Annotated in this window: 9 protein-coding genes; 5 read left to right on the top strand and 4 right to left on the bottom strand. The window is 68.2% G+C overall.

The window, feature by feature from the left end:
* Positions 1-137 precede the first annotated feature (137 nt).
* Both AC07U0_RS17155 and AC07U0_RS17160 read left to right on the top strand, forming a co-directional pair.
* Positions 138-3,266 (top strand): TonB-dependent receptor domain-containing protein, encoded by a 3,129-nt coding sequence (locus tag AC07U0_RS17155; RefSeq protein WP_494721193.1) that lies wholly within the window; start codon positions 138-140, stop codon positions 3,264-3,266.
* A 103-nt stretch (positions 3,267-3,369) separates the two neighbouring features.
* Positions 3,370-4,719, top strand: a complete 1,350-nt coding sequence (locus AC07U0_RS17160) for a hypothetical protein (protein WP_494721194.1) — start codon at positions 3,370-3,372, stop codon at positions 4,717-4,719.
* On the opposite strand, the gene AC07U0_RS17165 is transcribed toward AC07U0_RS17160, so the two are convergent.
* Positions 4,716-6,158, bottom strand: a complete 1,443-nt coding sequence (locus AC07U0_RS17165; protein ID WP_494721195.1) for an aldehyde dehydrogenase family protein — start codon at positions 6,156-6,158, stop codon at positions 4,716-4,718. The genes AC07U0_RS17160 and AC07U0_RS17165 overlap by 4 nt on opposite strands.
* Before the next feature lie 270 nt (positions 6,159-6,428).
* Here AC07U0_RS17165 and kdgD point away from each other — a divergent pair, with 270 nt between their 5' ends.
* From kdgD to AC07U0_RS17180, 3 genes are all read left to right on the top strand, one after another.
* Positions 6,429-7,373, top strand: a complete 945-nt coding sequence (gene kdgD, locus AC07U0_RS17170; RefSeq protein WP_494721196.1) for a 5-dehydro-4-deoxyglucarate dehydratase — start codon at positions 6,429-6,431, stop codon at positions 7,371-7,373.
* Positions 7,374-7,436: 63 nt separating this feature from the next.
* Positions 7,437-8,336 (top strand): LysR substrate-binding domain-containing protein, encoded by a 900-nt coding sequence (locus tag AC07U0_RS17175; RefSeq protein WP_494721197.1) that lies wholly within the window; start codon positions 7,437-7,439, stop codon positions 8,334-8,336.
* Positions 8,337-8,347: 11 nt separating this feature from the next.
* On the top strand, positions 8,348-9,931 hold the full coding sequence (locus AC07U0_RS17180; RefSeq protein WP_494721198.1) for a carboxylesterase/lipase family protein: 1,584 nt from the start codon (positions 8,348-8,350) through the stop codon (positions 9,929-9,931).
* Positions 9,932-10,357: 426 nt separating this feature from the next.
* Here the strand turns inward: AC07U0_RS17180 and AC07U0_RS17185 are convergent, their stop codons facing one another.
* The 3 genes from AC07U0_RS17185 to AC07U0_RS17195 form a co-directional block, all read right to left on the bottom strand.
* Complete coding sequence (locus AC07U0_RS17185; protein WP_494721199.1) at positions 10,358-11,563, bottom strand: SGNH/GDSL hydrolase family protein; 1,206 nt, start codon at positions 11,561-11,563, stop codon at positions 10,358-10,360.
* A gap of 146 nt (positions 11,564-11,709) precedes the next feature.
* Positions 11,710-13,563: a DUF8034 domain-containing protein gene (locus AC07U0_RS17190; RefSeq protein WP_494721200.1), complete on the bottom strand. Its 1,854-nt coding sequence runs from the start codon at positions 13,561-13,563 to the stop codon at positions 11,710-11,712.
* Positions 13,563-14,912: an MFS transporter gene (locus AC07U0_RS17195; RefSeq protein WP_494721201.1), complete on the bottom strand. Its 1,350-nt coding sequence runs from the start codon at positions 14,910-14,912 to the stop codon at positions 13,563-13,565. The genes AC07U0_RS17190 and AC07U0_RS17195 overlap by 1 nt, the downstream gene beginning before the upstream one ends.
* Positions 14,913-15,157 lie beyond the last annotated feature (245 nt).

Below are 15,157 nucleotides of genomic sequence, written 5' to 3' on the forward strand. Positions count from 1 at the left end.
GAAACGGGCCCTCGACGGACACCCCCAACCACTCGCCGCCCAACCCGATCCCGCCGCCGGACCGGGGGATGATGCGCTCGTTACCGCCGACTAACACACAGACAAGACAACAAAAAACGACACGAGGGAGGACAACAATGATCAAGATCAAGACCGCCATGCTGGCGACCACCGCTGCGACGGCCCTGCTGGCCCTGGCCGGAACGGCGATGGCCCAGACCGCGCCGCAAACGACGCCCGCCACCACCGCTTCGCCGGCCGAAGAGGCCATCACCGATCAGGCGCAGCAGGAGGGCGATCCCGCCGCCAATGTCGATGACATCGTCGTCGTCGGCTCGCAGATCCGCGGCGCCTCGGTCACCACCGCCCTGCCGGTCACCGTCCTGGGGCAGGACCAGATCGCCGCCACCGGCGCCGTCACCGGCGACGACCTGCTGCGCACCATCCCGCAGATGGGCGACGTCCTGTTCAGCGCCGCCAACAACGCCCAGACCTCGAACGCCGCGCGCGGCGACGTCAACTCGGTCAACCTGCGCTCGCTCGGCGTCGGCAACACCCTGGTGCTGCTGAACGGCCGCCGCATCGTCTCCCACCCGACCAGCCAGGGCACGTCCGACACCGGCACCGTCCCTGTGCTCAGCTACAACTCCAACGCCATCCCGGTCTCCGGTCTGGAGCGTCTGGAAGTCCTGCTGGACGGCGCCGCCGCCATTTATGGCGCGGACGCCGTGGCGGGGGTGGTCAACACCGTCACCCAGGATGACTTCGATGGCCTGAGGTTCACCACCCAGTACGGCGGGGCCGAGAACACCCACCTGCGCGAGCTCAGCATCGGCCTGTTCGCGGGCAAGGACTTCGAGCGCGGCAACGTCTCGGCCTTCATCGACTATACCGACCGCACCGCGCTCCAGGCCGACGACCAGCAGTTCACCCGTTCGGACAACCTGCGCTTCCTGTTCGCCAACGATCCCGACTTCGCCTCCAGCCTGACGCCGGACGCCCGCAACACGCGCGGCCCCTGGGCCAACCTGGCGGTCGTCAACGGCCCGGGCATCATCCGTCGCGGCACGACGCCCCTGACCAGCGCCGCGGGCGTGTTCCACATCCAGCCGACCAGCATCACCGGCTGCCAGGCCAACCTGACCCAGGCCGACATCTGCATCGGCCAGGCGGCGCTCAGCTTCAACGGCGTCCAGCGCGACCTGCGCTATGACACCGCGACGGGCACGACGATCACGCCCGAGGTCCAGCGCCTGAACCTGTTCTTCACGGGCCACTACGACATCAATGACAACGTCACGGCCTTCGGTGAGCTGGGCTGGTATCAGGCGAACACCAAGCGCCTGCAGCCGGCGCTGATCAATCTGAACACCCTGACCATCCCGACGACCAACTACTGGAACCCGTTCGGGCCGGTCACCTTCGCCGACGGCTCGGTCAATCCGAACCGCCTGTCGGGCCTGACCAACGTCCCGGTTCAGGGCCTGGCGATCACCCTGAACCAGTACCGCTTCGTCGATGCGGGCATGCAGCGGGTCAGCGTCGACAACTATCAGGCCCGCGCCCTGGCTGGTCTGCGGGGCGAGTTCCACGGCTTCGACTGGGAGACGGCGATCACCTATTCGGAGGCCGAGGCCACCGACAGCTCGACCGCGGTCAACGCCACCAAGCTGCAAGCCCAGCTCGCCCTGTCGACGCCCGACGCCTACAACCCGTTCAACGGCGGCTGCCTGGACAACACCAGCGTCGGCGACTGTACGTCCAGCTCCCAGGCGGCCATCGACGCCATCACCTTCGACCTGAAGCGGGTGTCCAAGACGACCCTGGCCATGGTCGACTTCAAGGTGTCCAAGTCGGACCTGTTCCGCCTGTGGGCCGGCGACCTCGGCGTGGCCTTCGGCGTCGAGGCCCGCAAGGAGACCCAGAACGACGACCGCGACCCCAATGTCGACGGCACCAACATCTTCGTCGACTCGGTCACCGGCGCGACCAACCTGTCCAACGTCATCTCGGTCAGCCCCAACCCCGACACCCACGGTGAACGGACGGTCTCGGCCGCCTATATCGAGTTCGCCGTCCCGGTCGTCTCGCCGGAGATGAACATCCCGTTCGTGCATAGCCTGGACCTGCAGATCGCCGGTCGCGCCGAGCACTATTCGGACTTCGGCAGCGTGGCCAAGCCGAAGATCGCCGCCGCCTGGGACATCTTCGACGGCCTGCGCATCCGGGGCTCCTATTCGGAAGGCTTCCGCGCTCCGAACCTGGAACAGACCAACGCCACCACCTACGGCCGTCTGGCGACCAACAACGACTTCATCCGCTGCGAGGCCGACCTGCGCGCCGGCCGCATCGCCACCTTCGGCGCCTGCGCCCGCTCGATCGGCTATTCCCTGCTGGTCTCGGGCAACCCGGACCTGAAGCCGGAAGAGAGCACCAACTCTTCCTACGGCGTGGTCTTCCAGCCGAAGTTCCTGCCCGAAAGCCTGGGCGACTGGACCTTCACCGTCGACAAGTGGCGCATCCAGCAGGAGAAGATCGTCGGCCTGTTCGGCGGCTCCGCCGCCACGGTTCAGGACTACCTCGACCGGGTCACCGGCTCGTCCAACCCGCTGGTGGTCCGCGCCGCGCCGAACGCCGACGACATCGCCCTGTTCGCCGGCACCGGCATCGCCCCGGTTGGCCAGATCATCTCGGTCTCGGACCGGTTCGTGAACCTGCTGCCGCAGGACGTCCAGGGCATCGACTTCGGCATCGTCTGGCGTCTGCGCAACACCCCGGTCGGCAACTTCCGCGTCAACATCAATGCGGCCAAGCTGACCAAGTTCAGCCGTGAGCCGGGCCCGCAGATCGACGCCCTGTACGCCGCCCGCGCCGCCGGCACGATCAACGCCGCCACGCCTCTGCCGGACTCCACCAGCCTGGTCGCCCAGAACGGCCGTCCGGAGTGGAAGGTCTCGGGTACGGTCACCTGGGCCAACGGTCCCTGGCAGGTCGGCGTCTTCACCCAGTACATCAGCGCGGTCGACGATACGGCCCTGCTGGGAACGTCGGGCACGCCGTGGGAGGTCGAGAGCCGCCTGACCGGCAACCTGTACGGCCAGTACGAGTTCGAGGACCACTTCGGCATCGCCAACAACACCAAACTGCGGGCGGGTGTGCGCAACATCACCAATGAGGCGCCGCCGCTGTCCTCGTCCGGCTATCTGGGCTCGCTCTACCAGCCCTACGGCCGCTATTGGTATGCGAGCGTCACCAAGACGTTCTGATCCGTCTCCCCGAAGCGCTCCTCCAGGGAGTTCTTCTGACTACCGGGGCGGCGGCCAGACGTCGCCCCGGCCTTTCTATCCTGCCCGCTGAAGTGAGATCGCCATGCGTTCCTGGGTCGCCGCCGGTCGTTCCATCCTTGCCGCTCTGGCGATGGGAGGCGCGGTGACGGCCTGCGCGACGCCGGGTGTGGCCCAGACACCGCCGGCCACCGTCTCGCCCATCCCCGCCGATGCGGCCTGCCCCGAGGGCCTCCCCGCAGGGGCCAGATGCTACACCGGGCGGTCGGAGGAGGGGGCCTTCTACTGGATCGCCATCCCGGCGAACTGGAACAACGTCCTCGTGGTCCACAGCCACGGCGGACCGCGCACCACCACGCCCGAGATCAACGACGAGATCGACGACCTGCAGCGGTTCTCGGTCATGGTCCGCGAGGGCTATGCCTGGGCCGGATCGACCTATCGCCGGGGCGGCTATGGCGTGCGGATGGCCGCCGAGGACACCGACATCCTGCGTCGTATCTTCTGGGACCGGTTCGGCAAGCCGCGCCGGACCATCGTCCACGGCCAGTCCTGGGGCGGCAATGTCGCGGCCAAGGTCAGCGAGCTCTACGCCGTCGACGGCAACGGGAACCGCAACTACGACGGCGTCCTGCTGTCGGCCGGGCTCGTGGCCGGCGGCACGCGCGGCTATGTGTTCCGCTCGGACCTGAGGGCCGTCTATCAGTTCTATTGCCGCAACCATCCGCGTCCGGACGAGGTCCAGTATCCGGTCTGGCAGGGCCTGCCCGCCGACGCGCGCATGACCCGCGCCGAGCTGACCCGTCGGGTCGACGAGTGCACCGGGGTCTCGAAGCCCGCCGCCGAACGGACGCCCGAGCAGGCCCGCAACCTGAGGAACATCACCCGCGTCATCGGCATCCGCGAGGATGAGCTGATCTCCCACCTCGGCTGGGCCACCAACCTGTTCCAGGACATGGTCTGGAAGCGGCTGGACGGCCACAACCCCTTCTCCAACGAAGGCCGGGTCTATTCAGGCTCGGACGACGACGCGGCCCTGAACGCGGGCGTGGAGCGGTTCGCCGCAGACCCTGAGGGCGTTGCGCGGCTGGCCTATGACGCCGACCTCACCGGCCAGATCATGCTGCCGACCCTGAGCATCCACGCCAAGAACGACCCGACGGTCTTCGTCGGGGTGGACGCCGTCTATCGCGATATCGTCGCGGCGGCCGGACGCTCGGACCTGCTGGTCCAGACCTTCACGAATGAGGACACCCACTCCAAGCTGAGCACGCCCGAGTACGCCGGGATGCTGGACGCCCTGATGGCCTGGATCGACAAGGGCGAGACGCCGACGCCGCAGACGGTGGCCGCCGCCTGCGAGACCCATGCGGCGGCCTATGGAGAGCCCTGCAAGTTCGATACGGGGTTCGTCCCGACCGCCGCGAGCCGCTAGCTCCAGCTGTAGCTGGTCTTGGTCTGGGTGTAGAACTCGACCGCCGCGAAGCCCTGTTCGCGGGCGCCGTAGCTGGACGACTTCGTGCCGCCGAACGGGACGTGATAATCGACGCCCGCGGTCGGCAGATTGACCATGGTCATCCCCGCCTTCGCCCGGCGCTGGAAGTCGCGGGCGTGCTTGAGCGAGGTGGTCACGATGCCGGCCGCCAAGCCGAACTCGGTCGTGTTGGCGACGTTCAGCGCCTCCTCATAGTCCTTGACGCGGATGGTCGAGGCGACCGGGCCGAAGACCTCTTCGGTGTTGATGCGCATGGCCGGATCGGTGTCGGCGATCAGGGTGGGCTGGACGTACCAGCCCGGGTTCTCAAGGCTCAGGCGCTCGCCGCCTGTGACGATGCGGCCGCCGTTCTGACGGGCGATATCGATGTACTTGTAGGAGGTCTCCATCTGGGCCTCGGAGACAGCCGGGCCCATCTGGGTGTTGGGATCCAGCGCATCGCCGACGCGCAGGGCCGCGACCTTCTCGGCCAGCAGGGCGACGAAGCGGTCGTGGATGGCGTCGGTGACGATCAGGCGGCTGGAGGCCGTGCAGCGCTGGCCGGTGGCGTAGTAGGAGCCGTCGAGCGCGATCATGACAGCGCGCTCCAGATCGGCGTCGTCGAGGACGATCAGCGGGTTCTTGCCGCCCATCTCCAGCTGGACCCGTGCCTGACGCGCGACCGCGCCCGCCGCAACGCCGGCGCCCACGCCTTGCGAGCCGGTGAAGGAGACGCCGTCAACGTCGGGGTGGTCGACGATGGCCTGACCCACGCCGCCCCGGCCGATGACAAGGTTGAAGACGCCCTTGGGCAGACCGGCCTCGACGAGGATGTCAGCGAGGGCAGAGGCGGTCGCGGGCGTCGGGCCGGCGGGCTTCATGACCACGGTGTTGCCGAAGGCGAGGGCAGGGGCGGCCTTCCACGCCGGGATGGCGATCGGGAAGTTCCAGGGGGTGATCAGGCCATAGACGCCGACCGCCTGACGATAGGTCTGGATCTCCACGCCCGGGCGGACGCTGTCGAGGTTCTGGCCGTGGCGGCGCAGGGCCTCGCCGGCGAAGTACTTCAGGATGCGGCCGGCGCGGACGGTCTCGCCGATGCCCTCGGGCAGGGTTTTGCCCTCTTCACGCGACAGCAGGCGGCCCAGCGGTTCGCGGCGCTCCATGACGAGCGTGCCCGCGCGGTCCAGCACATCGGCGCGGACCTCGGGGCTGGCTTCCGACCACGACGGGAAGGCGGCCTTGGCGGCGGCGACGGCGGCGTTGACCTCGGCCTGACCGCCGTCGGGCGTATTGGCGACGATGTCGTTGGTGTTGGACGGGTTGTGGCTCTCGCCCGGCCGGGCCGTCTCCACGCGTTCGCCATCGATCAGGTGGGAGAGCTGGATCGTGTCGGTCATGGGCGCGTGTCCTTCGAAGCTGTCTGTCGCGGCTATATGGTGCGCGGTGTAGTCCGCCGACAGCCTGTCGCCGACACCGAATGGGGCATTGATCCAGAGCGGCGGCGCATCGATCGGCGCTCGCGGACCCCTGTTCGCGCCCGATCAAGCCAAAACCCGCATCGGTCGATAGCCGCTTTGGCTTAGACCCGCATCGACGAGGCCAGTACCGTTCTCATCAGGGCGCGATCACAGCGCCGGGCGGCAAGGGCCGCTTCAGTGAGGAACTCTATGTCCAGGATGACCCCCGCGGAGATGGCCGCGACGATCGGCGGCGGCTTGCTGTCCTTCCCCGTCACCCACTTCGACGCCGCCCACCAGTTCGTCGAGAAGGACTATCGCGAGCACTGCGCCTGGATGCTCCAGTACGAGCTGGCCGGCCTGTTCGCCGCCGGCGGCACGGGCGAATTCTTCTCCCTGACCCCCGAAGAGGTCGGCAAGGTGGTCAAGGCCGCGGTCGACGAGACCGCCGGCAAGACCCCGGTCATCGCGGGCTGCGGCTATGGCACGGCCATCGCCGTCGAGCTGGCGAAGTCTGCCGAGGCCAACGGCGCCGACGGCGTCCTGCTGCTGCCCAACTACCTGATGGTTCCCGGCCAGGAAGGCCTCGCCGCCCACGTCGAGGCGGTCTGCAAGGCGACCTCGCTGGGCGTCATCGTCTACAACCGCGACAACGCCGTGCTCCAGCCCGAGACGCTGGAGAAGCTGTGCGACCGCAACCCCAACCTCGTCGGCTTCAAGGACGGCGTGGGCGACATCGAGCTGATGATGAAGGTCTACGCCCGGATGGGCGATCGCCTGACCTATGTCGGCGGCCTGCCCACCGCCGAGACCTTCGCCCCGGCCTATCTGGAGATGGGCGTCACCACCTACTCCTCGGCCATCTTCAACTTCGTGCCGGACTTCGCCCTGGACTTCTACAAGTCCGTCCGGGCCCGCGACCACGCCGCCATCATGGCCGGCTTGCGCGACTTCGTCCTGCCCTACATCGCCCTGCGCGACCAGGGTAAGGGCTATGCGGTGTCGATCGTGAAGGCGGGGATGACCGCCATCGGCCGCACCGCCGGTCCGGTCCGTCCGCCGCTGGTCGACCTGACCCCGGCCCAGCTGGACCAGCTCAAGGCCCTGATCGCCCGCGTTCAACCGGCCGCGCCCAAGCTGGCGGCGAACGGATAGTCGCAGGGTCTGTCCGGTGCGAGCCGGAAGTCCTATGACCGGTCTCCTACGCAGTAGGGCGCCATGAACATGTTCGAACTCAGTCAGTTGCGGTGCTTCGTCGCCGTCGCCGAGGAACTCCACTTCGGGCGGGCGGCGCAGCGCCTCAACATGACCCAGCCGCCGCTGAGCCGGCAGGTCCAGCTGCTGGAGCGAATCCTCGGCGTGGTCCTGCTGGACCGGACCAGCCGCTCGGTGCGGCTGACGCCCGCCGGGCGCGCCTTCCTGATCGAGGCCAAGCGGATCCTGAGGCTGGCCGACAGCGCGGCCCTGGCCACGCGCCGCATCGCCAGCGGAGACGCCGGGCGGGTGGCTGTCGGCTTCACCGCCGCCTCGGGCTACAGCTTCCTGCCCAACCTCGTCGATCTGGCGCGGACGAAGCTGCCCAACGTCGACCTGACCCTGAGGGAGCTGGTCTCGGGCGAACAGGTCGAGGCCCTGCTGACCGGGCGGATCGATCTGGGTCTGGTCCGGCCGCCCCTGACCCGGCCCGAGTTCGACAAGGTTCGCGTCCTGACCGAGCCCCTCGTCGCGGCCCTGCCGAGCGGCGACCCGCGGCTGGAGAAGGCCGTGATCAGCCTGTCGGACTTTGGCGACCAGCCCATGGTCATGTATGCGCCGGAGGGCGCGGGCTACTTCCACGGCATGCTGACTGCCATGTTCGACGAGGCCGGGGTCTCGCCCCAGTACGTCCAGCACATGGCCCAGATCCACTCCATCCTGGCCCTCGTCCACGCCCGCATCGGCGCGGCGGTGGTGCCGGAGGCGGCGACCAAGCTGCACTTCGAGGGGGTCGAGTTCCGGCCTCTGGAGACCTCGCCCGAGCGGCCGGTGGAGCTGTTCGTGGCCTGGCGGCGCGACAACGACAACCCCAGTCTGAAGCCCCTGCTGGCCCTCATCGAGGCGCAGGCGGAGCACCCTTAGGAGACTAGCCCATGCCGACCCGCAGGACCGTGATCGCGACCGCCGGAACCGCCGCACTGGTCGCCGGACTGCCGGGGGCAGGGTGGGCTGCGGAGGGGCCGGCGCCGGTCGCGACGACGAAGCACGGGCGGGTGCGGGGGGCGCTCGATCAGGGGATCAAGGTGTTCAAGGGCGTCCGCTACGGCGCCGACACCTCGACGCGGCGCTTCCAGCCGGCGGTGGCGCCGGAGCCGTGGACAGGGGTGAAGGATGCGCTGGCGTACGGCGCGGCCAGCCCGCAGAAGTCGGACGAGCCCAACCAGTCCGAGGACTGCCTGTTCCTCAATGTCTGGACGCCGGAGCTCCGTGACGGCGGGAAGCGTCCGGTCATGGTCTATGTCCACGGCGGGGCCCACGCCAACGGTTCGGGGTCGAGCCCGCTCTATGACGGCGTGGCCCTGTGCAGGCGCGGCGACGTGGTGGTGGTGACCCTGAATCATCGCCTGAATGTCTTTGGATACAATGGCTTGGGTCAGCTTCTGTCGCCCCATGGCGGGGGCGCCTACGGGGCCTCGGGCAGCGTGGGCAACCTCGACCTGCTGCTGGCCCTGAGGTGGGTTCGCGACAACATCGCCGAGTTCGGCGGCGACCCGGGCAACGTCATGGTCTTCGGCCAGTCGGGAGGCGGGGCCAAGCTGGTGACCCTGATGGCCATGCCCTCGGCGACCGGCCTCTATCACAAGGTCATCACCATGAGCGGCCAGCACGTGACCGCCATGGGGCCCCAGCACGCGGCGCTGCGGATGCGGGTCTTCCTCGACCGTCTGGGCCTGACGCCGGAGCGGGCAGGGGAGCTCGCCCAGGTCCCTACGGCGAAGCTGGTCGAGGCCCTGTCGATGGACGATCCGATCGAGAAGGGCGGCATCTACTTCTGGTCGGTGATGGACCACGACACCCTCCCGCGGCACCCCTTCGTGCCCGACGCCCCGATCGAGAGCGCCCATATCCCGATGATTATCGGCAACACCCATGACGAGGCGCGGGCCTTCACCAGTGGCGACGAGCGCAACTACCACCTGACCTGGGACACGGTGGCGGCCAAGCTGGCGCCCGAGTTCGTGGTCGATCTGAACGCGCAATATGTCGTCGACTGGTATCGGCGGCAGTTCCCCGAGATGTCGCCCGTCGACGTCTTCTTCGCCGCCGCTACGTGCGGCCGGTCGCGGCCCGGGCATCTGATCCAGGCGCAGGAGCGGGCGCGGCTGGGCGACAGGACCTGGATGTACCAGCTGGATTTCGGCTCGCCGGTCGATCCGAGGCTGGGCGCCTATCACTCCTTCGACATCGCCCTGGCCTTCGACAACTGCCACCAGCCGACGTCGAAGACGGGCACGGGGCCGGAGGCGCGGGCCGTGGCGGCAAGGATGAGCGAGACCTTCATCGCCTTCGCCCGGACCGGAAATCCGAACAATGCGGCGATCCCGGAGTGGAAGCCCTACGACCTGCAGACACGCCCGACGATGGTGTTCGACGTCGATACCCGCTCGGTGGACGACCCCCGGGCGGAGGAACGCAAGCTGTTCCAGACAGCGCCGTTCCTGAAGCAGGGCACCTGAGTTTTGCACTCGGAAAAAGGTGGGTGCAAAAAGTGCAATTCTGAAGGTCGGATAGAAGGTTCGGCTCTCAAGGGTTTGAAATTGAAGCGCTGAGGGCGGGCAGGGGGTTTGCACTCGAGTGCAAGACGCGTGCAGCGTGCGGCGCGGATGTCAAAGACCGGAGGCGGGGAGTGTACGCCGGGTCTGGTGGATGCTGGGCCGAATGGGCGGGGCTTTGGAAACGCGCTTTCCAATCAACGGGCTTGGGCGTGGGGGTATGCGTACTCGGCCCCTCTCCCGGCGGGAGAGGGAGGGGCCCGCGAACGAAGTGAGTGGGAGGGTGAGGGGTGGGCGTCAGCCGGTGAGCGCCAGCCCCTCACCCTTTCGGCTTTGCGCATCGCTGGGCTCTGCGAGCCTCAAGCCCTCTCCCGCCGGGAGAGGGTAGGATTAGTCGCAGATGCCGAGCGGCACCGACCCCGCCATGGCCGCGTAGCCAGCGTCCGAGGGATGCAGCCAGTCCCCGCTCTGATAGTCCGCGCGCAGACGCGTCGGATGGGCGGGGTCGCGCAGGACCGCGTCGTAGTCGAGGCGGGCGTCGAGGTCGGGGGTGGTGCGGATCCACTGGTTGACGGACTGGCGGATCGCCTCGCCGGACGCGGTGAAATAGTTGGCGTCCTCGAAGGGCGGGATGGTCGAGACGACGACCTTGAGACCGGCCGCATGGGCGCGGGTCAGGACCTGACGGTAGCCGGCGATGATGTCGCCGGCGGTGACGGCCTCATGGGCATATTCGGCGCGGGCGGGGCGGCCGATGTCGTTGATGCCTTCGAGCAGGATCAGGCATTTCGCACCGGGGACGGACAGGGCGTCGGCGTCGAGGCGTTCGAGGCCCGAGGGGCCCGAGCCCTGATGCAGCAGCCGGTTGCCGCCGATGCCGGCGTTGACCACCGCCCACTGGGAACCGGCCATCCGCTCGGCGAGCCGTTCGGGCCAGCCGCCGGGGCCTGACGGGAGCGAGCCCGTGCCCTCGGTGATCGAGTCGCCGAAGGCCACGATGACGTGGGTGGGCGCGGTGGTCTCCACCGCGATGCCGGTGGCCAGGGCGCCGATGCGCTGGCGCGGGGCGTCGGCGGCAACGGGGCTGCCGGTCGTATCGCCGTCGGTCAGGACCTGACGCAGGCGATGGTTCGGGAGGGCGGTCTGGTCAGGGTAGAAGACGCTGATGGTGACGCGGTCGAGTGGCTTCACCGGCAGGGTCACGGGGTCGGACAGGCGGGGCGCGCCGGCGGGCAGGGTCAGGCCGTTCGCGCCGTCGAAGGTGACGGGGATGGGAGAGCCGTCGCCGACGGCCACGCTGACGGCGCCGATGCGGATCGGGGCCGCGCCATAGATATTGGACAGGCGGATGCGGATCAGGTCGCCCGTGGCGGAGACGCGGGTGGTCTGACTGACCGTCTGGTTGGCCACGGTCGAGGGGCCGAGCGGGCCGCGCACGTCGTTGGGATTGGGCGGGGAGGGCGGCACGACCGGGCCGACGTTCGAGGTCGGCGGGAAGGTCCAGGCGGCGATCCAGCGGGCGTCCTGGGCGGTGGCTGCGGTTGAAAACACCGCTCCCGCCAAAGCGATCAGCGCGATGACATTGTGAGCCCGCATTCTCTTCTCCGCTCATCCCCGCGAAGGCGGGGACCCAGTTTTGTTGTGAGGCACCATGTCCGGGATAGGCGACGCTGGGCAACCGTCAACGAGGATCGCCTAAAGCACTGGGTCCCCGCCTTCGCGGGGATGAGCGGATTATTGGGTCACCGGTCCCACGGGAACTTCAGCGTCGGCTGGTTGACGTACCGGTCCATGGCCAGCACCACCCGGGTCCCGGCGCCGGGGGCCAGTTTGAGGGTGAAGGTCGGGGCGTCCACCGTCTGTGTCTTGCCGTCGAAGGTCGCGGTCTTGATGCGGTGCTCGCCGTAGCCGCCCCCTTGGATGATTACTTCGCGCGATTGCGTGGGCGACAGGTTGACGAGGGTGACGGCGGTTTCGTCGGCGGTCATGGAGTCGATCAGGGCCGCGACGTCCTCGGGGACACCGGCGCGGCGGGCCTCGGCGTCGAAGTAGCGCAGGCGGGCGTAGAGGGGTGAGCCGCCGGCGTTCGCCGTGGTCGGACCCCATGGCGGGCGGCCGATGTGCAGGGCGCCCATCATGGTCTGCATCAGGGAGCTGACGCTGGCGGGATTGTACTCCAGCCGGGCGTCGGCCAGGCGGGTGTCGGGCGTGGTCGTGTCCTCGCGCTCGGCCCTGGCCATCTCGGCGACGCGGGCGAGGTCCTTGCGCAGGGCCGTCTCGGGGAAGTCGGGATTGCGGCCCTCGAGGAAGGCGATCCACGGATGGTCCGGCGCACGGGCGCGGTCCGAGGGCTTCATCGAGAACCACCAGATGTCGAGGCTGTTCAGCTGGTGCAGGCCGTCCTTGAAGCCATACCAGCCGTCGGCGCCGTACATGGTCGGGGTCTGGACCTTGCCGTCGACGGTGCGCTTCTCGCGGTTCAGCCGGTCGGCCTGTTTGCGCCAGGTGTCGAGGTATTTGTCGTCGCCGGTCAGCAGATAGGCGTTGAAGAAGCCGAGGATGGTGCGGAGCACACGGCTGCGGTCCTCGCGCTTGCCGGTGACCGGATTGACCGGGGAGAAGCCCCAGCCATAGGTCCCGCCCCACCACTTGCCCTCGGCCGCCGAGCCGATGACGCCGTCGAGGCCGACGTTGGAGGGCAGCAGGTCGTCGTTGGCCTTCGCCCGCTCGACCCAGGCGTCGACATAGCCGAGCAGCCAGTCGCGATACTTCGGCTCCTGCGCCAGCATATAGGCGTTGAGGGCCAGGGTGGTGGAGAAGAGGTTCAGCGGGTGGTCGCCGACCACGTCAGTGTATTCGTCGTAGTGGTGCAGCGTCTGTTCGTAGGTGGTCTCGCCATGCTCCATGAAGAAGCGGTGGCCGGCCTCGAACGGGTCGCCGGCCCAGTCCAGGGCGGTGGCCTTGCGCAGCATCGGGCCGCGTGAGCCGTTCATCAGGCTCTTGATGATCCTGTGCTCGGGATCGTAGTTCGGGGCGTCGATGTCCTCGCCCATGTACATGGCGCTGAACCGGCGGGCGCGGTCGGCGAAGCGGGGGTTGTTCGGGTCCGACAGGCCCTGGACGTTGAACATGGTCAGCTCTTCGGCGTGGTGCTGCCAGTCGAGCTGAACGTTGAACTCCTTGAAGAACATGCCCTCGCGGGCGATGGCGACCTCGGTCGTCTTCGCCGCCGTGTACTGTTTGAGGTGGCCTTCCCAGGCCTGGGTGTACATGGCCTTGACCCGGTCGGCGCCGCCGAGGGCATGGAGCAGGGGCCAGTTGTTGACGTTCTCGATGGCGTCGTCGGGGCCGTCGTTGGCGCCCCAGCGCTCGAAGCAGAGGAAGTAGCCGCGCTCGTCGAAATAGCGGGCGTAGAAGGCGGCGCAGGCCTCGGCGTTGTCGGCCAGAAGTTGCCGTTGCAGCAGGGCCCAGCCGGGGGCCGGCATCGGCGTCGTGACCGTGAGAGAGGTCGCTGCGGCGCGAGCTTTGGGGGCGACCGCCGCGGCGAGGGCGGCGACCGCTGTCCCGCCGAGGAAGCTTCTGCGCGAGGCCTTCATCAGGCGGCCGCCTTCAGGGTGATGCGCTCGATCTTGCCGGTGATCAGGAAGTAGGCGGCGATGACCAGCAGGCAGTGCAGCCCCACGAACCACAGGCCCAGGTCGAAGGACCCGGTCGCCTGGACGATATAGCCGATGACGATCGGGGTGACGATGCCGGCCGCATTGCCGAAGGTGTTGAAGATGCCGCCGGTGACGCCGACGAACTCGCGCGGCGAGGTGTCGGAGATGACGGCCCAGCCGAGCGAGGCGATGCCCTTGCCGAAGAAGGCGACGGCCATCAGGCCGATGACCAGGCTGGTCGAGTCGACATAGGCGCAGGCGATGATGGTCATGGACAGGACCATGCCGATGGCCAGGGGCGTCTTGCGGGCGATGGTCAGGGAGCCGGTGCGCTTCAGAAGCCAGTCCGAGACGATCCCGCCCAGCAGGCCGCCGAAGAAGCCCATCAGGGCCGGGGCGGCGGCGGCGAAGCCGGCCTGTTTGATGTCCAGCCCGCGCTCCTTGACCAGATAGATCGGGAACCAGGTGACGAAGAAATAGGTCAGGACGTTGATGCCGTACTGGCCGATGAAGACCCCCAGCAGCATGCGGTTCTTGAGCACCTGGGAGACATTGGCCCAGCTGAAGGCGGCGGACTTGGCGGCCGCCTTGGTCTCCATGCGGATCATGCCGCCGCCGGCCTCGATATAGTCGAGCTCAGCCTGGTTGACGCCCTTGTGGTCGACCGGCGCCTTGATCATCCACCAGAAGACGCCGGCGGCGAGGACGCCGAGACCGCCCATGACGAAGAAGACCGAGTGCCAGTCATAGGTGTGGACCAGCCAGCCCATCAGCGGGGCGAAGGCCACGAGGCTGAAGTACTGGGCCGAGTTGAAGACGGCCGAGGCGAAGCCGCGCTCGGAGCCCGGGAACCAGGCGGCGACGAGGCGCGCATTGCCGGGGAAGGAGGGGCTTTCGGCCAGACCGACGGCGAAGCGCAGGGCGAACAGGGTGGCGAACACCGCCCCGCCGGTGACGAAGCCGGACAGGCCCTGGAAGAAGGTGAAGGCCGACCAGGTGGCGATGGCCAGGGCGTAGATCAGCTTGGTGCCGAACTTGTCGAGCAGGGCGCCGCCGGGGATCTGGCCGAGGCAATAGGCCCAGGCGAAGGCGGAGAGGATATAGCCCATCTGGACCGGGCTGAGGCCGAGGTCCTCGGATGCCGCATCGCCGGCGATCGAGAAGGTCGAGCGGTCGGCGTAGTTGATGGTGGTGATCAGGAAGATCAGCAGCAGGATCAGGAAGCGGACCTGCGTCCGTTTACCCCCGGCGGGAGGCGTGGGGCTCTGCGCTGCGGCGTCGGTCATGGTCGTTACGCTCCTCGAACGTATCGGGAGAACGAGAGACCGTGATGCCGGAAAAGCCCGACGCCTTGAGGTGTTTCGCTTCCCAACCGGCGCCTCTGACGGGCGTCTGGCTTGACCGGACGATAGGAGGGGAGGGGGCGGGGGTCCAAGCCAAACCGACTATGGACTGATACAGAACCGGTATCGATGGGGGCGATCGGTCGCAGGGCCGCTATCGATCCGAGTATCGCCGCCGAGCACTACCG

It is taken from the genome of Brevundimonas sp. GW821-FHT02A10, assembly GCF_059422025.1.